This window comes from Gymnodinialimonas ulvae, from assembly GCF_037543845.1.
GTDB classification, from domain to species: domain Bacteria; phylum Pseudomonadota; class Alphaproteobacteria; order Rhodobacterales; family Rhodobacteraceae; genus Gymnodinialimonas; species Gymnodinialimonas ulvae.
Genome location: NZ_JBBIFX010000002.1, coordinates 147,142 through 164,380, shown reverse-complemented (window position 1 = coordinate 164,380; position 17,239 = coordinate 147,142). Strand labels below are relative to the sequence as shown.

Here is a 17,239-nt window from a genome sequence, read left to right as displayed (position 1 = left end):
CCGCAGCTGTTGTCGTATGCCGTCAAAGCATGGGGTCGGGGGCTTACTCGCCGCCAAAACCCATGTTCATTGCGGCGGACTCGAACCAGTTCATGCCGGACGACAGAACCACCAGGTGGATCATCGCCGCGAGCAGGAAGAGGAAGACGCCCTGCGCCACGAAAACGCGACGCGGGTCGAAGATGAGCCAGATCTTGTAGAACTTAGCCATGTCTCGTCTCCCTCAACCGAACCAAGGGGCCCAGAAATACGTGGCGATATGAGCAACGAGGGCGACGGCTGCGAAAAGCCAGAGCCCGCTCATATACACCGCGTGCAGTTCCTGCGCCTGTTCGTCGGTGAGACCTGTGAATGACAGGTCGGAATTATCAGCCATATTTTCCTCCGGAACGTCAGACTGATGCCGCAAACCCTGCGGCCGGGCCCCGACAAGGCCTCATTGCCCTGCCGGCATTTCACTGCGCCACGTTAAAACGCTGTGAAAGCTTGGCCCCGGCTCCGGTCGTCACGCCGAGAAATTCGTGTGGCTCCGATCTGCACACCTGGGTCTAGTCAGGCTCTAACGTGCGGATCAGGGCATGTTTATCAGGCGGCGAAGATCATCGGAGTGATGAGGTTCGCCTGCCGCCAGGCCCGCTTGACCGGGCCCTTTTCCGGCAGCGATGCCGATTTGATCGCCGCCAGCGCCCAGGTGAGCGTTGCCAGGGGCAAGGTCGCGGCAAAGATGATCGCGAAGTAGATCATGAACTCCGTCTTGGGCGGCTTGGCCGACCGTGTGACGGGGCTGTTCGAGGTCATATCACTCATGACGCGTCTCCCTTTCGAAATCGAATCCGGCCGGCGCGAGGCGCTTGACCGTGTCTTCCACAACCCGTTCCGCACCCTCTTCGAGCGCGGCTTTTTCGGCTGCATCGCGAAGGGTCTTCGCGGCCGAGATACGGGTCAAAATCGGGTGTTCGGCCACGATCTGGTCCAGAAGCGCCTGCGCCTCCGGGTCCCACGGGAAATCGCGGCGCAAGGTGGCGGGTGTGGCAGCGGCGCTATCCATATCGGAAGCCAGCGGCAGGATATGGAACAGGGCGTCAAACAGGCCGTTGCAGACTTCCTGCAACAGATACGTCGCCCCCGCGTAGCCCATCATTGGCGTACCGGTGGCACGACGGATCGCGGCGCCGGGGAAGCTTGCGGGGATAAACGCGGGCTTGGGTCCGTGCCCTGCGGCCATTTCCGCGAGGTACATCTTTTCGTTGATCGACCCCATCAGAACGAGGGGGCGCTTTTCGCTGACCATGGCGCGGACCTGTTCATTGTCGGTCTTCTTGCCAGCCACACGGGCCACGGCGAAGGCGCAGGGAAAGCCCAGATCGTCTTCGAGGAACTTGCGGATGCCGCGGGCATAGGTCTCGTTCGCGACAATCCCGAAGGAGGCGGTGGCGAAGAAATCCTGCGTGACCGAGCGCCACAGATCCCAGACGGGTTTGATGGTGGAATGCTTTTCCGTCTCGATGAACGGTTCGGGATCGAGGCCCGTCATCTCGCCCAGCATGCGGAGGAATTTGGTGGTGCTGTCCACGCCGATGGGCGCTTGCAGGTAGGGCTTGCCCAGAACCTCGCAAAGGCCGCGGCCGAATTCGCGGTACATGCAGATGTTGACGTCTGCATTCACCAGATTGCGCATTTCGGCAACGTGGCTGCCCAGCGGCATGACCATGTTGATCTCGGCGCCGATGCCTTCGACGAGGCGGCGGATTTCGGCAAGGTCGGAGGGCATGTTGAACGTGCCGTACATCGGCCCGAGGATATTGACGCGCGGAGTGGCCCCCTCGTCACGTTTTTTCTCGGGCGGCATGCGGCCCTTGGTCATGCCAAATTCGGTGAAGATCCAGGTCATGGCGCGATCAGCGCTTTCCCATTGGTCTTCGTCGATGGTGCGCGGCAGGAAGCGTTGGATATTCGTGCCCATGGGCGTGACGCCGCCGCCGATCATCTCGGCGATGGAACCGGTCACAACTACGGCGGGCAGAGCGGGATCAAGCGTGCCCCAGGCGCGTTTCATGGCGCCTTCGGTGCCGTCGCGGCCAAGCTCTTCCTCGCCCAGCCCCGTGACAACGATCGGCAGCTCATGGGGCGGCAGGCCATCGGTGTAGTGCAGGACCGAGGTCACAGGCAGGTTTTCGCAACCGACCGGACCGTCGATAATGCATTGCAGGCCCTTCACGGCGGTGAACGCGTAAATGCTTCCCCAATAGCCGCCTGCCCTATCGTGATCCTGGATCAGCATTTCACACCGCCATTTGCGGCGAGACGGGCCTTTTCGGCGCGCTCCAGCTTCTTGAGGTTCTGAGCGCGGAATTCAGGGCGCAGGTTCGGCGCGCCTTCCCAAACACCGGCGGTGTCTGCGGTTCCGACGCCTTCAAAGAATTCGCGCATGTGGGACATACGTTCCTTGTTGGCCATGGCGGCGTTGACCACCTGACCCAACGACCCGGCCCCGGCAGGACCCATAAGGGGACGCGCGGAAATAAGGTTGGTGAAATAGAGGCTCGGGATACCGAGTTCCTTACCCTTTTGCACAACGGGTGTGGTGCCGATGGCAAGGTCGGGCTGGATCGCCTCCATCGCAGCGCAATCGTCTTCGAGCGAGGCGCGGAATTTGACCTTCACGCCACGCGCTTCGAGCCATTCGAGATCATGCGCGGACCACGGCGTTTTGGCGCAGGCGGTGCCAACATAAGGCACATCGGCGCCAGATTCGATCAGCAGGCGCGCAACGAGGAGTTCAGAGCCTTCATAGCCTGACAACGTGATCGTGCCGTTGATCGGAACGGAGGCCAAGGCCCCCTTGATCGCGGGCAGAAACGCGTTTTGCGCCTCGGCCACCTTGGCGGCGGGCACATTGTAGGCCTCGCCGATCGCGGCGAGCCAAGCGGCGGTGCCATCGTGGCCCACGGGCGCGGAACCAACCACGGTACGACCCGCGGCCTGAAACTCGCGCACGGCGCTGGTGTAGAAGGGATGGATTGCGGCCACCACCTGACTGTCCAACGCGGAATAGAGCTCACGCCACTCACGGCAGGGAACGACCGGACCTGCCGCCAGACCGAGTGGCGCGAGCATCCCTGCAATCCCCAAGGGGTCCGCAGGGAACATTTCGCCCAACAACGTAACTGTCGGACGGTCTGAAACACCCGAGACAGGAGCCATAACTGGACCGGCCTCCACTTCCTGTCGGGCATATTTGAGCATCGCCCCGGCGAGGACGTCTTTCGCCTCGGCATGGGTCGGTACTCCGAAGCCCGGAACGTCGATGCCGACGATCCGAACTCCATTGATTTCGTCAGGCAGAAGCCTGAGCGGTACACCGGACGCCGTGGGCACGCAGAGGTTGGTGACCACGATGGCGTCGTAACGCTCAGGGTCGGCCATCTCGTGCACAGCGTCGCGGATATCTTCGAAGAGTTTCCCTGTGACCAGGGTCTCTGAATTGAACGGGACGTATCCGACTGACCGGCGCGCGCCGTAGAAGTGGGACACAAAAGTCAGGCCGTATACGCAGCAGGCCGACCCGGACAAAACGGTGCCAACGCGGCGCATCCGCAGGCCCACGCGAAGCGAGCCGAACGCCGGGCACATCGACTGCGGTTTGTCATGCGGGCCTTGCGGGTAGTCCTTGGCAAATTGATCGAGGATCTCGGACTTGCCAGCGGACCGCGCCGCCGCTTCCATTTCCGCGGCACCGCCGTGGCAGCCCATACCATCGGCAGATCCGGGCGGGGTCGAGACGGCTTCGCCTTCGATCACGTCAACCTGTGCGGTGGTGTCATATGTCAGCTCGGAACTCACGCCTGACGATCCACTTCAGCGGATTGCGCGTAGCACCTTTGAAGGGGTGCGGCAGCTTTGAGCTTTTGTGAGAGCGCCGCCTCGACAGCAGCACGGGACATTTCAATGCGGCGCGTGGAGCGGGCGATCATGTCGTGGAGGAGATCATGCTTCATCGTAGACGACCTCCAGCGATTCCTTGGCGGTGGCGTTCTTGCCGCGCATGTCCATATCGCTGGCCGGGACCAGTTCGATGCCAGCGCCGGTTTCGGACCCGTCGAACAATTCGAGTAGCTCGTCTTGGTTCAGGGCCGTTGGACGCATCGGCGGCGCGACGGCGACGTTTTCGCCAAGCGCGGCAAAGAGTGCGCCCCATTGCGATTCCGCCGTGCCGACGATCTGATAATTGGCGGATTTCTTTCGCAGGTCATCGTCCTGCGGGATAGACGCCAACACAGGGATGTCCACGGCCTTGGCGAAGGCCTGCGCCTCACCGGAACCGTCGTCCTTGTTGATCACAAGACCGGCGACGCCGACATTGCCGCCAAGCTTACGGAAGTATTCGACAGCGGAACAGACGTTGTTGGCCACATAAAGCGATTGCAGGTCGTTGGAGCCGACCAGGATCACCTTCTGCGCCATGTCGCGGGCAATCGGCAGACCGAAGCCACCGCAGACCACATCGCCGAGGAAATCGAGCAAAACGTAGTCGAAATCCCAATCGTGAAAGCCCAGCTTTTCGAGGAGCTCAAACCCGTGGATGATGCCACGCCCGCCGCAGCCGCGACCGACCTCGGGCCCGCCGAGCTCCATCGCAAAGACACCGCCGCGCTTGAAGCAAACGTCACCAATGGCAACCTCTTCGCCGGCGAGTTTCTTCTGCGTCGAGGTCTCAATGATCGTGGGGCACGCCTTGCCACCGAACAGCAGCGAGGTCGTGTCGGATTTCGGATCGCACCCAATCAGAAGCACACGCTTGCCCTGTTCGGCCATCATGTGGCTGAGGTTGGCGAGGGTGAAGCTCTTGCCGATGCCGCCCTTGCCGTAGATCGCGATGATCTGCGTTTTTGAGGTCGGCTCGCCCTGCGGCACTTCAAGGGTCGGCTCAGCCGCTTCATCGCGCAGGGTCTGGTCGTAGTTCTTGAGGTCAGGAATATCTTTCATGCCGTGGCCTCCCAATTCAGAATCATTTTCAGGCAGGCGGGATCCTCGAACGCGGTCTGATACGCGTTCGCCGCGTCGGTCGCGGGCCGTGTATGTGTGATCAGCCCATCGAGGCTGAGCGCGCCGTGGTCGATCAGGTCGCGCGTTGCGACGAGGTCGTCGCGCGTCCATTCGGCGGCAATGCGCAGCCGCGCCTCGCGCATGAAAGCGGGCGGGAAGCCAAAGGACAGCGGCTCGGGGTAGAACCCGGCCAGCACGATTTCGCCGCCTTTGGTCAGGCGCGAGATCAGCGTATTGAGCAGGTCGGATTGCCCGGAGGCATCGTAGATGCAGGTGTAATCGCGGCGCTCATCCTCATCGGGATGGACGACGTTGTAGCCGGTGGCTCCGGCCTGACGATCGGTGTCGATTTCCCAGACGGTGGGCGGCTTGCCACCGGCGGCGATGGTAAGCCGCGCCAGCAGGCGGCCAAACACGCCGTGACCGACGATGAGTTCCGGCAGTGCCTTGTCGAGGCCCGCCATCGCGTGACGTGCCGTGGCGGCCAGCGCGAGGAGCGCGCCTTCGGCCTTGAGCGCGGCGTCGATTTTCACGACGCGGTCCGAAGCAGTCACAAGGCGATTGGACGCTCCGCCGAACAAGCCCTTCACATCGCCGTAGCAATTGGCGCCGGGCACGAAGACAAGATCGCCGGGTTTGAAGGCAGTGCCGGGAGCGGCTTCGACCACTTCGCCAGCGGCCTCGTAGCCGGGCACAAGCGGATAGCCCATTCCCGGGAACGGCGGCATCTGGCCGGACCAGAAGAGCTTTTCGGTCCCAGTGGAGATACCGGAATGGCGCACGTCAACGACCAGATCACCCGCGCCGGGCGCGGTGAGGTCGATGGTGCCAAGGCTCAGTGCCTTGGGGCCTTCCAATATGACGGCCGAGCTCTGCAAGTGCCGTATCTCCCCTTGATGGTCGTTGGTGCGCCGGACTGGTGAGACAGAATCTCGGGGCGCAATTCCTTAGGTGTCAGTTTAACCTGACACTATGTGATGTCAATCAGAATAGACATTATCTGAGAAACTGTTCGCCCAGGTTTACAGTTTGCGGGCATCGACAAGGCCCGTCACGAAGGGGCGTCTTGTTTTCACAGGGGAAATCCCAACAAAACCGGCGGCTTCAAGATGCGCCGCGATCTCATCGACGGAGCGGGCGCGACCGGTTTGCATGGCCATGCAGTAGATCCCGAAATACGCGTCCCCCGCGCGGGTCGGGGTCGCGCCACCGGACATCGGTTCGGCCACGATGATCCGCCCGCCGGATGGCAGGGTGTCGTGGACCTTAGCGAGAAGGGCGGTAATCGTTTCGTCGGCGTGATCGTAGAGCACGCGCACGAGGCTGATCGTGTCGGCACCGGTGGGAAGGGGATCGCTGCGGAAGGATCCGCCGGTGATCGTGGCGCGGGCGGAGAGGCCTTCGCGCTCGAACCGGGCGGTGGCGGGGTCAACGACTTCGGGCAGGTCAAAGAGTTGCAGCGACAGGTGGGGATTAGCATGGGCCGCGGCGGTCAGGAACACGCCGGTGCCGCCGCCGACGTCGAGGAGCGTGCGGGTCTTGGAGAGGTCCAGATGGGCGAGGGCTTCTTCGGCGACGAGGGTCTGACTGTCGGCCATAAGCTCGGAATAGGTGGCGGCGACTTCGGGGTCGGCTTTGCCGGTGGCACCAAAAACATAGGGCCAGAACTGCGCCAGCTCGGTGTCGGAGCCATCGCGGAAAAACGCGACCGGATCGGAAAGATCGCGGTAGAGGACATCGTGGTGCCGGATCATCTGTTGCAGGCCGGGAATGCCGGGCAGTGCGGCACCCAGACGGCCCAGCGCATAGCGGCCATCGGATTGACGCGCCATCAGGCCAAGAGCACTGGCGGCTTGGGCCAGACGTTGTAGGCGCGGCTCTGTTATGCCGGTCCGGGTCGAAAGATCAGCCAATGTACGAGGTTGAGACGCGAGGTGATGGGGCAGGTCGAATTGCACAAAGGCCATCAGGACCTGACTGTGCACAAAGCCCGCAACCAGATCGAAGAGTGCTTCGCCATCCTGTCGCGCGATGGTGCGGGCGATGGGCAGGCGCGCGGCGCGTTGTTGGAACCGGCGCGACCCGATGAGCGCGGTGCGCCAAGCGTAAAGGCGATCCTTCAGGGACGGGCGCGGAGTGTCGGGGTCGGCAAGTGCCATCTACTCGGCGGCCTGAACCGGGGGCATGACGGGGGTGAGCCGCTCGGCCGTTTTGCGGACCATTTCGGCGAGCATTGCTTCGCCGGGGCAGGATGGTATCGACGAAATCGCGCCGGATAGAATGTCTTCGAGATGGGTAATCGCGCCGCGCACGCCATAGGTGCTGACGGCGTTGGGGCGGTCGTGAATTTCATCCTGATGGGCGGGCTTGCCCAGGGTGGCTTCATCATAAAGTGCGTCGCGCAGATCATCCGCGACCTGGAAGGCTTCGCCAATGCGGGCGCCAAGCTCGGTCCAGGGTTCGGGATACTCACCGGCGCTTGCCGCACCCATACGGGTGGCGGCCGTAAAGAGCGCGCCGGTCTTGGCGCGGTGATAGGCGGAGAGGTCGATCTTATCCTCACTCTCCCAGCCCTGACCCGCGCAGATCCCGCCCGGCATGCCGGTCGATTCGCCCAATACCCGCAGCAGCGTGATGGCGCGCATCGGGTCGGCTTCGGCAGCGCGGGTGAGCGTTTCAAACGACGCAATGATAAGCGAATCGCCCGTGAGCAGCGCAAGCGGTTCGCCATAGGCCTTGTGGACGGAGGTCTTGCCGCGGCGGGTGTCCGCATCGTCGAAACAGGGCATGTCATCGTGGACGAGGCTGGCGCAATGGATCAGCTCGATCGCGGTAGCGGCAGCGTTCGACAAGGTGGGCTGATCATCACCGCAGGCCAAGGCAACCGAGAGACAGATCGTGGGCCGGATCCGCGCGCCACCCGGGTTCACGGCATAGTCGAGTGCCGAGGCGAGCCTGGGCGGGGCAAGCGCGCCCTGCCCTTCGGCGATGGCCGCCGCGATGGCGCTTTCGATGCGGGATTTCAACGGCATGGCCTGACCTCCGGTCACGAGATTCGGGGGCGTCCTGTGACACCCGATATGTAAATCAGACTGGACATATCAGAGCGACGTGTCAACATAAGCTGACACATATGCGTTCTGGAAAAGCCGCAAGAATGGATCTTTCGTCAATGTCCCTACAGCACCGAAATCGGTGCAGGGCATTGGTAATGCGTCTTTTTCCAGACCCGGCGTGGAGGACAAGCGACTGACCCGAGTTGTGGTGATCGGCGCCGGAATCGGCGGGCTCTCGGCTGCTTTGCGTCTGGCGGCGCAGGGGTTGGACGTGCATGTCATAGAAATGGCGGATCACCCGGGGGGCAAAATGCGCACCGCACCTTCGGTGGCGGGGCCGGTCGATATCGGGCCAACGGTTTTGACGATGCGGCCGGTGTTCGAGGCGCTGTTTGCGGATGTGGGCGAACGGCTGAGCGATCATGTGACGCTGCACCGCGATGCACTTTTGGCGCGGCATTGGTGGCGGGATGGATCGACGCTGGACCTGTTTGATGAGCCGGAGCGGAGTGCGGAGGCGGTTGGCGATTTCGCCGGGGCAAAATCCGCGCGCGAATTTCGGGCGTTTTCAGCGGAGGCGAAGCGGCTTTACGAGGCGTTCGATGCGCCGGTGATGCAGGCGGGCGCGCCTGCGTTCGGGCAATTGGCGGCGCGTGTGATGAAGAGTCCGCGTCTGATCCCCGCGATGGCGCCGGGGCTGAGCCTTGCGCGGAAGCTTGCGATGCGGTTCAGCGATGCGCGGTTGCGGCAATTGTTCGGGCGGTATGCGACCTATGTGGGCGGCTCGCCGTATCAGAGCCCGGCGGTTCTAGGCCTGATCTGGCATTCGGAGGCGCAGGGCGTCTGGGCGGTTGACGGCGGACTGCACGGGCTGGCGCAGGCGATGATGCGGGTGGCGCAGGCGAAGGGTGTTTCGTTTGAATTCGGGACGGCGGTGGAGCGGATCGAGGCCGGTGAAGGTGGTGTTCGCGAGGTGCGCCTGGGGGATGGACGCGCCCTGCCCTGCGATCTGGTTGTGTTCAACGGCGATCCGAAGGCGCTGCGTGACGGGTATCTTGGCGAGGCCGTGACAGGGGCCATACCGAGGGTGGGCACGGAGCCGCGAAGCTATTCCGCCTTTGTCTGGGGCTTTGCGGCAGAGCCCAGCGGCGTCGATCTGGCGCATCACAACGTGTTCTTCTGCGCGGATCCCAAGGTTGAGTTTGGCGATCTGTCGAAGGGCAAGATGCCGCGCGACGCGACGCTTTATGTCTGCGCGCAGGATCACGGGACACCCGGGCCGCAACGGTTCGAGATTATCATGAACGGACCACCCGGCCACAAAACGACCCAAGAGGAGAGAAATACATGTCGAACACGCACGTTCGAGACGTTACAGGCGATGGGTCTGACCTTCTCCCCTCGGCCCGGGACGACCGCGCTGACCACACCGCTGGACTTCGACCGAACCTTTCCGGCATCGGACGGTTCCCTTTACGGGCGGAGCCCGCACGGGATGAACGCGACGTTTCAAAGACCCACGGCGCGGACGGCGATCCGAGGCCTGTACCTGGCGGGGGGCGGGGCGCATCCGGGAGCGGGGATTCCGATGGCCTGCCTCTCCGGGAAGCACGCGGCAGAGGCGATACGGAGCGACCTTGCTTTGATATCGACGTCCCAAGCGACGGCTACGCTTGGTGGTATGTCGACGGGATCAGCGATTGCGGCACGCGCGCCATCTCGATCATCGGCTTCATAGGGTCGGTTTTCTCGCCCTGGTATCGCTGGAGCGGGCGGGAGAACCCGGCCAATCACTGCTGCCTGAACGTGGTGACCTATGGGCGCGGCGGGCGGTGGACGATGACGGATCGGGGTGAAGAGGCGCTTGGCCTGTCGCGGGACAGGTTGCAGATCGGGCCAAGTGCGATGGTCTGGAAAGGCGACCGGCTGGAGGTGCAGATCGACGAGATGAGCACGCCGCATGCGCAGAAGGTAAGCGGAACGGTGACGGTGCATCCGAGCGCGTTGACGGATCGGGAGATGTTGTTGAGCGAGGATGGCGCACATGTCTGGCGCCCATTTGCGCCGACCGCGCGGATCGAGGTCGATCTGAACCGGGCGGGGTGGAAATGGTCCGGGCACGGGTATTTCGATGCGAATTTCGGCACGCGCGCGTTGGAGGCGGATTTCAATTACTGGACCTGGGGGCGGTTTCCGTTGCGGGACGGGTCGGCGTGTTTCTACGACCTTGAGCGGCGCGACGGGACGACCCTTGCCACGGGGGTCGGGTTTGCCAGCGATGGGACGCCACATGCCATCAAGATGCCGCCGAAACAGAGACTAAACCGCCCTTTGTGGATGGTTCGGCGTGAGACGCGGGCCGATGCGGATTTCCGCCCGCATCAGGTCAAAGCCATGCTGGACGCGCCGTTTTACAACCGCTCGGCGATCAAGACGAAGATCAACGGGGAAGAAACCGTTGGGGTCTATGAAGCGCTGGATCTGGATCGGTTTCGGGGGCCGTGGTTGATGCCGATGTTGGCCGTGCGGGTGCCGCGACGCAGACGGTGGGCATAAGGCGCACTGCGCTTGCGACCATCCCGGCGGCCCTCCATATAGACGGTCAACGAATGGAGGCCCCGATGGCACGAGACGAATTCCCCGGTTGGCACGGCACGACGATCATTGGCGTGCGCAAGGGTGGCAAGGTGGTTGTCGCCGGTGACGGGCAGGTGAGCCTTGGCCAGACCGTGATCAAGGGCAGCGCGCGGAAAGTGCGGAGGCTCCAGCCCGGCGGATACGAGGTTGTCTGCGGGTTTGCGGGATCGACGGCGGATGCGTTCACCCTTCTGGAGCGGCTGGAGAGCAAGCTTGAAGCGACACCGGGGCAATTGCAGCGCGCGAGCGTGGATCTGGCCAAGGATTGGCGCACGGACAAGTACCTTCAGAAGCTGGAAGCGATGTTGATCGTGACGGATGGGGCGGAGCTTTACATCATCACGGGTGCGGGCGACGTGTTAGAGCCGGAGCATGGGATTGCCGCGATCGGATCGGGCGGAAACTTCGCGCTGGCCGCTGCGCGCGGGATGCTCGACACCGACAAGGATGCCGAAACGATTGCGCGCGAGGCGATGCAGATTGCGGCCGATATCTGCGTTTACACCAACGGCAACCTGACGGTTGAAGTGATCGAGGCATGAGCCAGATCACCCGCGATGATCTGCGGGCGGCTGTGGGCGCCGGTCTGATGAGCGAGGCGCAGGCCGCGTCGTTGATCAGCCTGGCCGAAGAGCGAGACGGCTTGCGGGCGCGGCGGACCGGGCTTGATGAACCGTTCGAGTTGTTCAAGGGGTTCAACGAGATCTTCATCGTTGTGGGCCTGACGGTGCTTTATCTGGGCTGGTCGGGGGCGACGGGCTTTTCGCTTCTGGCCGCAACCAATGGCTGGGTTCTGGGCATGGTTTTCGGCTGTGTCTCGATGATCGGCGTGGCGCTTTTGGCGCGGTATTTCACGCTTAGGCGGCGCATGGTGGCACCGTCGATTGCACTGGCGATCATGTTCGGGCTTTCGGCGGTGCAGTTCAGCGGATCTTTTGGTGCGATGCTGGACCTGAACCTGCAGGGGGTCCTGATCACCTCAGCCGGTTTGGCGGGGCTTGCCCTGGTTGGATATTACTTCTTTTTCCGCGTGCCGTTCACCGTGGCCCTGATCGCGGTCAGCGTTGTGGTTGTGGCCTTTGGCGTTGCGACCTTGAACGGAGCGTTGCCCACTTCGGTTGAAGATATCTTTCTGCTGTCGGCGGATGGGCCATTTGCGGTTTTGACCATCGTTTTGGGCTTGATCGGCCTGATCATCGCGATGGCCTTCGACATGAGCGACCCGCACCGCGTGACGCGGCGGGCGGCGTCGGGCTTTTGGCTGCATGTGATTGCGGCGCCAGCGATTGTGAACACTGTGGCGCTGACGTTGTTCGAGAACGGCGATGCCGGATCGAAGGTGGCGCTTGTTATGTTCGTCACGGCGATGGCGGTCTTTGCCGTGATCATCGACCGGCGATCGTTCCTTGTGTCGGGTGTCGGATATGTCGTCGCGCTTTCCATCTCGGTGGTGGAGGGTGAAGGTGCGTTCTTCGTCATCCTGCTGCTCGGAGCGGGCCTTGTCTTGCTTGGTGCGCAATGGGAGGCGATGCGCGGCGCGATCATGCGCGCCCTGCCCGTCTTTCCCGGAAAAAACAGATTGCCCCCTTGGTCTAATCCCGGGGCCCTAAAGGAGACCTCTGCATGAGTGACCTGACCCCCCGCGAAATCGTCAGCGAATTGGATCGCTTCATCATCGGCCAGAAAGACGCCAAGCGTGCCGTGGCCGTGGCCCTGCGCAACCGCTGGCGCCGAAAGCAGTTGGGCGATGATTTGCGCGACGAGGTGTATCCGAAGAACATCCTGATGATCGGGCCTACGGGTGTCGGCAAGACGGAGATTTCCCGGCGGTTGGCCAAGCTGGCGCGCGCGCCGTTCATCAAGGTGGAAGCGACGAAGTTCACCGAGGTGGGGTATGTCGGCCGCGACGTCGAACAGATCGTGCGCGACCTGGTGGATGCGGCGCAGGTGATGATCCGCGAGAACATGCGCGAAGAGGTGAAGGCCAAGGCCCATGACGCCGCCGAAGAGCGGGTGATCGAAGCGCTGGCCGGTGACGGGGCGCGCGATCAGACGCGCGAGATGTTCCGCAAGAAGCTTCGTGATGGGGAATTGGACGACACGATTATCGAGCTGGAAGTCACGGACAATTCCAATCCGTTGGGCGGCTTTGAGATCCCCGGTCAACCCGGCATGGGGCAAATGGGCGGGATGATGAACCTGGGCGATCTGTTCAAGGGGATGGGCGGACGCAAGGTGAAACGGCGACTGTCAGTGGCGGCGAGTTACGACATCCTGATCGACGAGGAGGCCGACAAATTGCTGGACCCGGAGATGGTGACGAAGGAAGCCATGCGCGCGGTGGAGCAGAACGGGATCGTGTTCATCGACGAAATCGACAAGGTCTGTGCGCGGTCCGATGCGCGGGGGGCGGATGTATCGCGCGAAGGCGTGCAGCGCGATTTGCTGCCACTGATCGAAGGGACGACCGTGTCCACCAAGCATGGGCCAGTGAAGACCGATCATATCCTGTTCATCGCTTCGGGGGCGTTTCACATCGCCAAGCCCAGTGATCTGCTTCCGGAATTGCAGGGGCGTTTGCCGATCCGGGTGAACTTGCGGGCACTGACGGAAGAGGATTTCGTGCGAATCCTGACGGAGACGGACAATGCGCTGACCCGGCAATACACGGCGTTGATGGCGACCGAGCAGGTGGAGGTGACTTTCACCGAGCAGGGCATTGCCGCGCTGGCGAAGATCGCGGCGGAGGTCAACGAAAGCGTGGAGAACATCGGGGCACGGCGGCTATATACCGTGCTTGAGCGCGTGTTCGAGGAGCTGAGTTTCACTGCGCCGGACAAATCGGGGCAGGCTGTGACGGTCGATGCGGGATTCGTGGAACAGAACCTTGGCGAATTGACGCGGAGTACGGACCTGAGCCGGTACGTTCTTTGAACGGTACGCCTAAAGCATTTCGAGACAAACCCGCGACATCGGCTTGTGTTGGAAAGCGCCCTTTATCCAACCGTCGTAGGCGCTTCGGTTTGATCTGCTGACGCAGGCTCAAACCGAAGCGCTTTAACGGCTGCGCTTGAGGTAGACGTAATAGGCGCCGCCACCGCCATGGCGTTGGTGGGCTTCGCGAATATCGAGCACCATCAGCCCGAGCGGCGGAGCGTGCAGCCAACTTGGCACCTGATGCTTGAGAACGCCGCGCCGGATCGGGATCGGCCCACCACCATCGCGATCCTTGCCCTTGCCGGTGATCACCAGAACCAGACGCAGGTTGCGTTCATAGGCGCTGCTGATGAAGGAAATCAGCGCCGGATGCGCTTCAGCCAGAACCATGCCGTGCAGGTCGATGCGGTCTTGGGGCTTCAGCTTGCCGCGGACCATGCGCTTGTGCGTGGCCTGATCCATTCGAACCGGCGCATGGGCGAGCCGCGCGGAGAGCGTCGGCGAGTGATTGACCGGGTTGGCGGCGAAAGACGCTTTTTCCCCGATGCGGAACGCCGGGAGCCTGTCGGCGGTGGTCGATGTCTCGCGGCGGATTGAGGGTTTCGGTTTGGCGGGCTCGGGCGCAATTTTCGGGGCACCGCTCCGGTCCATCGGCGTGGCGCTGGCGGCGACCCTTTCCCACAGGGCCTTATCCTCTTCGGACAGGCCACGTTTGCCGCGCCGCGCCACGGGTCAGGCGTCCGGGATCAACTGGTGGGCCAGTTCGACCGGCAAAAGCACCATCATACGGCCGGGGTCGCGGATCACGCCGGCCGCTTCGCCCGCATCATCACCAAAGCCAAAGAAGATATCTGCGCGCTGCGGGCCCTGGATGGCACCGCCGGTGTCCTGCGCGATCATCAAGCGGCGGATCGGTGTTTCACCGTCCTTTTCGATCCAGACCGGCGCACCGAGCGGTGTGTGATCCGGATCGATTGCGATAGAGCGGTGCGGGGTGATGTTGCGGTTCATCGCACCCAGGGGGCCAAGGTCGGGGTCGTCGATGTCGACCTCGCGAAAGAAAACGTAACTGGGGTTGTGATACAGAAGTGTCTGCCCGGCGACGGGATTTCGGCGGACCCAGGATTGAATCACCTGAGCGGAGACCTGATGCGGTTGATACACGCCCCGTCGGACAAGCTCTTGTCCGATTGAACGATACTCGTGGCCGTTCCGCCCGCCATAGCCGACGCGGATTACGCCGCCTTCGGCCAGACGGATGCGACCTGAACCCTGGATTTGAAGGAAGAACAGTTCGACCGGATCATCGACCCAGGCAATTTCAAGGTTGCGGCCTTCCAACACGCGGCTTTCCTCGATCTCCTGGCGGGAGAGCCATTGGCCATCGACTTCCGGTGGCAGGCGATAGACCGGATAGCGAAAGCGGGCGCTGCGTGTGCGAGAGCCTTCAAGCTGCGGCTCGTAGTAGCCGGTGAACAACGCAGGCGCTTCGCCGCCGATCAGCACCGGGCGGAAGAACAGTTCAAAGAAGGTGCGCGCGTCGCTTGTCGTTTCGGACACAGCACAGATCGCGTCCCAATCGGACCCGTTGAGATCGATGCAGGTATTGCGGAACACGGAAAGGGCCGCGGAATGGTCATCCTCGGCCCAGCCGTCCAGTTCATCGAAGGTCAGAAGCTGCACGGGTTCATCTGCCGAAGCCGCGGTAGCAAAGATCGCCAAAGCCATCGCAACGACGCGCAGTCCCATGGATCATCCGTCAGTTGCCACCAGGGCCCAGTTCGGATCATCCGCGCCCATGGTGCGCGCGAAGGTCCAGACATCGCGCTGCCGCTTGATCTCAGAGGCATCGCCTTCGATGATCTCACCGTCGGAATTGCGCACCACGCTGGTCAATTCGCCGACGAAACGCACGACAATCTCGGCCTCGCCGGAAGACCGGTCGAAGGTGGCGTTCTGCAGCGCCATGTCACGCACGCCAACGAATTCCGCTTCGATCGTGAGGCCTTGTTCGTTGCGCTGATTGATGACGGTCTCGAATGTTTCCATCACGTCATCGGCCAGGAATGGCTTCAGCCCGTCGACATCGCCGCGCTCGAACGACATCAGGATCATCTCGTAGGCTTGCCGCGCGCCGCCAAGGAATTCGCTAACGTTGAAGCCGGGCTCTGCCATTTTCATCGCGGCAAGGGCCTTGGCGCTGTCGGACCCGTCTTCGACATGGTCGGTGATATCTTCATCCGGGCCGCCTTCAATGACTTCAAAGTCACGGCGGGGCGTGCCATCGGCACGGGCGGATGGGCGTTCGAACCCCTCGCGCGACCCGAGAACGGAGCGCAGGCGCAAGATCAAGAAAATCGCGACGCCGGCCAGAACCAGCAAGGACAAAAGGGACGAGTTCATGGCACCTCGGCGGGGGAATGGGTTAAAAACCTGTGTAGACGCCACATATGTAAGGCAGGGGTGGGGTCAAGTCCATGACAGCCCATCCGCGGCAATAGGCCGTTGTTAGGAAGGAAGGGTGATATGCGCCTGCTTTTGTTGTTCATTGCGGTTCCGTTGATCGAGATCGCTTTATTTATTCAGGTCGGTGGATGGCTTGGCCTTTGGCCGACTTTGGCCATTGTCGTGGTGACGGCGATTGCGGGGACGATGTTGGTGAAAAGCCAGGGCGCGCGCGCTATGCAACAATTGCGCACGTCATTTGACGATTTGCGGGATCCGACGGAGCCGCTGGCGCATGGGGCGATGATCCTGTTTTCCGGTGCGCTTTTGTTGACGCCGGGGTTTTTCACCGATGCGGTAGGCTTTGCACTTCTGGTGCCGGGGGTGCGCAACCGGGTGCTGCTTGAGATCAAGAAGCGGGTAAATGTGCAGACCGTGCGAACGGATCGGGGATGGCAGCCGCAGGATGAGACGATCATCGAAGGCACCTACAGCGACTCCGATACGGATCGGCCTGCGGGTCCATCGGGCTGGCGCAGGCATTGAGGCCTGTGCGCGGGCCTGTTATGTCGCCCGCAACCATAGATTCAGGAGAACGATCCATGTCCGACGCTTCGGCCAATGGCGAAACCGAAAACGGCGCTGCACAGCCTGCGGTTCAGCTTCCCAAGATGCAAATCCTCGGCCAGTTCATCCGCGACCTGTCGTTTGAGAACGCCGCGGTGCAAAACGCCGTCGCCGCACAGGGCCAGCCGGACATTCAGGTTCAGGTGGCGTTGGATGCGCGCAAGCGGACGACCGAGAACCAGTACGATGTGATCATGAAGCTAAAGGTCGAATCCAAGACCAAGGAAGACGAGCCGAAGTCGGTTTTCCTGATCGAGCTGGAATATGGTGGGGTGTTCTCGATCGACAACATCAACGAACAGCAATTGCATCCGTTCCTGATGATCGAATGCCCTCGGATGCTGTTCCCGTTTGTGCGCCGGATCATTTCGGACGTGACCCGCGACGGGGGATATCCGCCGCTGAACCTTGATCAGATCGATTTCGTAGCGTTGTACCGGCAGCAACTGGCAGCACGTCAGGCCCAGCAGCAACCGCAAGGCACTGCCTGA

20 protein-coding genes are annotated in these 17,239 nt (G+C 62.3%); 7 read left to right on the top strand and 13 right to left on the bottom strand.

The genetic code is table 11. The features are described from left to right. Positions 1 to 43 precede the first annotated feature (43 nt). The 10 genes from pufA to V8J83_RS10525 all read right to left on the bottom strand — a co-directional run bounded on the left by pufA (position 44) and on the right by V8J83_RS10525 (position 8,078). Positions 44 to 211, bottom strand: coding sequence for a light-harvesting antenna LH1, alpha subunit (gene pufA, locus V8J83_RS10570; protein WP_068361690.1), 168 nt, complete (start codon positions 209 to 211; stop codon positions 44 to 46). Between the two features lie 12 nt (positions 212 to 223). After that, positions 224 to 376 carry a light-harvesting antenna LH1, beta subunit gene (gene pufB / locus V8J83_RS10565; RefSeq protein ID WP_339986259.1) on the bottom strand — a complete coding sequence of 51 codons (153 nt, stop codon included), beginning with the start codon at positions 374 to 376 and terminating at the stop codon, positions 224 to 226. A 209-nt stretch (positions 377 to 585) separates the two neighbouring features. Next, positions 586 to 807 carry a cytochrome PufQ gene (gene pufQ, locus V8J83_RS10560; protein WP_339986258.1) on the bottom strand — a complete coding sequence of 74 codons (222 nt, stop codon included), beginning with the start codon at positions 805 to 807 and terminating at the stop codon, positions 586 to 588. Then, positions 800 to 2,281: a chlorophyllide a reductase subunit Z gene (gene bchZ, locus V8J83_RS10555; RefSeq protein ID WP_339986257.1), complete on the bottom strand. Its 1,482-nt coding sequence runs from the start codon at positions 2,279 to 2,281 to the stop codon at positions 800 to 802. The genes pufQ and bchZ overlap by 8 nt, the downstream gene beginning before the upstream one ends. Beyond that, entirely contained in the window at positions 2,275 to 3,843 is a 1,569-nt protein-coding gene (gene bchY, locus V8J83_RS10550) for a chlorophyllide a reductase subunit Y (RefSeq protein WP_339986256.1), read from the bottom strand. The genes bchZ and bchY overlap by 7 nt, the downstream gene beginning before the upstream one ends. Next, positions 3,840 to 3,998 carry a hypothetical protein gene (locus V8J83_RS10545; RefSeq protein ID WP_339986255.1) on the bottom strand — a complete coding sequence of 53 codons (159 nt, stop codon included), beginning with the start codon at positions 3,996 to 3,998 and terminating at the stop codon, positions 3,840 to 3,842. Before V8J83_RS10545 ends, bchY begins: the two co-directional genes overlap by 4 nt. Next, a complete protein-coding gene (locus V8J83_RS10540; protein WP_339986254.1) occupies positions 3,988 to 4,986 on the bottom strand; it encodes a chlorophyllide a reductase iron protein subunit X in 999 nt (332 codons plus the stop codon). The genes V8J83_RS10545 and V8J83_RS10540 overlap by 11 nt, the downstream gene beginning before the upstream one ends. After that, entirely contained in the window at positions 4,983 to 5,924 is a 942-nt protein-coding gene (gene bchC / locus V8J83_RS10535) for a chlorophyll synthesis pathway protein BchC (protein WP_339986252.1), read from the bottom strand. The genes V8J83_RS10540 and bchC overlap by 4 nt, the downstream gene beginning before the upstream one ends. Positions 5,925 to 6,068: 144 nt before the next feature. Beyond that, positions 6,069 to 7,205, bottom strand: a complete 1,137-nt coding sequence (locus tag V8J83_RS10530; RefSeq protein ID WP_339986250.1) for a methyltransferase — start codon at positions 7,203 to 7,205, stop codon at positions 6,069 to 6,071. Further along, positions 7,206 to 8,078 carry a polyprenyl synthetase family protein gene (locus V8J83_RS10525; protein ID WP_339986249.1) on the bottom strand — a complete coding sequence of 291 codons (873 nt, stop codon included), beginning with the start codon at positions 8,076 to 8,078 and terminating at the stop codon, positions 7,206 to 7,208. A 202-nt stretch (positions 8,079 to 8,280) separates the two neighbouring features. On the opposite strand from V8J83_RS10525, the gene crtD reads away from it, so the two are divergent. The 5 genes from crtD to hslU all read left to right on the top strand — a co-directional run bounded on the left by crtD (position 8,281) and on the right by hslU (position 13,673). Further along, entirely contained in the window at positions 8,281 to 9,840 is a 1,560-nt protein-coding gene (gene crtD / locus V8J83_RS10520; RefSeq protein ID WP_339986248.1) for a 1-hydroxycarotenoid 3,4-desaturase CrtD, read from the top strand. Next, positions 9,750 to 10,658: a carotenoid 1,2-hydratase gene (crtC, locus tag V8J83_RS10515; protein ID WP_500796467.1), complete on the top strand. Its 909-nt coding sequence runs from the start codon at positions 9,750 to 9,752 to the stop codon at positions 10,656 to 10,658. Before crtD ends, crtC begins: the two co-directional genes overlap by 91 nt. 65 nt (positions 10,659 to 10,723) lie before the next feature. Then, entirely contained in the window at positions 10,724 to 11,281 is a 558-nt protein-coding gene (gene hslV / locus V8J83_RS10510; RefSeq protein WP_339986246.1) for an ATP-dependent protease subunit HslV, read from the top strand. Then, on the top strand, positions 11,278 to 12,366 hold the full coding sequence (locus V8J83_RS10505; RefSeq protein ID WP_339986244.1) for a hypothetical protein: 1,089 nt from the start codon (positions 11,278 to 11,280) through the stop codon (positions 12,364 to 12,366). Before hslV ends, V8J83_RS10505 begins: the two co-directional genes overlap by 4 nt. Further along, positions 12,363 to 13,673: an ATP-dependent protease ATPase subunit HslU gene (hslU, locus tag V8J83_RS10500; RefSeq protein ID WP_339986243.1), complete on the top strand. Its 1,311-nt coding sequence runs from the start codon at positions 12,363 to 12,365 to the stop codon at positions 13,671 to 13,673. Before V8J83_RS10505 ends, hslU begins: the two co-directional genes overlap by 4 nt. 123 nt (positions 13,674 to 13,796) lie before the next feature. Here the strand turns inward: hslU and V8J83_RS10495 are convergent, their stop codons facing one another. From V8J83_RS10495 to V8J83_RS10485, 3 genes are read right to left on the bottom strand one after another with little or no spacing between them, the layout of a single operon-like run. Then, a complete protein-coding gene (locus V8J83_RS10495) occupies positions 13,797 to 14,405 on the bottom strand; it encodes a Smr/MutS family protein (protein WP_339986242.1) in 609 nt (202 codons plus the stop codon). Between the two features lie 3 nt (positions 14,406 to 14,408). Then, positions 14,409 to 15,425 carry a murein transglycosylase A gene (mltA, locus tag V8J83_RS10490; RefSeq protein WP_339986241.1) on the bottom strand — a complete coding sequence of 339 codons (1,017 nt, stop codon included), beginning with the start codon at positions 15,423 to 15,425 and terminating at the stop codon, positions 14,409 to 14,411. A gap of 3 nt (positions 15,426 to 15,428) precedes the next feature. Beyond that, positions 15,429 to 16,079 carry a Tim44/TimA family putative adaptor protein gene (locus V8J83_RS10485; protein WP_339986240.1) on the bottom strand — a complete coding sequence of 217 codons (651 nt, stop codon included), beginning with the start codon at positions 16,077 to 16,079 and terminating at the stop codon, positions 15,429 to 15,431. A 123-nt stretch (positions 16,080 to 16,202) separates the two neighbouring features. Here V8J83_RS10485 and V8J83_RS10480 point away from each other — a divergent pair, with 123 nt between their 5' ends. Then, entirely contained in the window at positions 16,203 to 16,667 is a 465-nt protein-coding gene (locus V8J83_RS10480) for an FxsA family protein (RefSeq protein WP_339986239.1), read from the top strand. A gap of 56 nt (positions 16,668 to 16,723) precedes the next feature. Next, on the top strand, positions 16,724 to 17,239 hold the full coding sequence (secB, locus tag V8J83_RS10475) for a protein-export chaperone SecB (protein WP_339986238.1): 516 nt from the start codon (positions 16,724 to 16,726) through the stop codon (positions 17,237 to 17,239).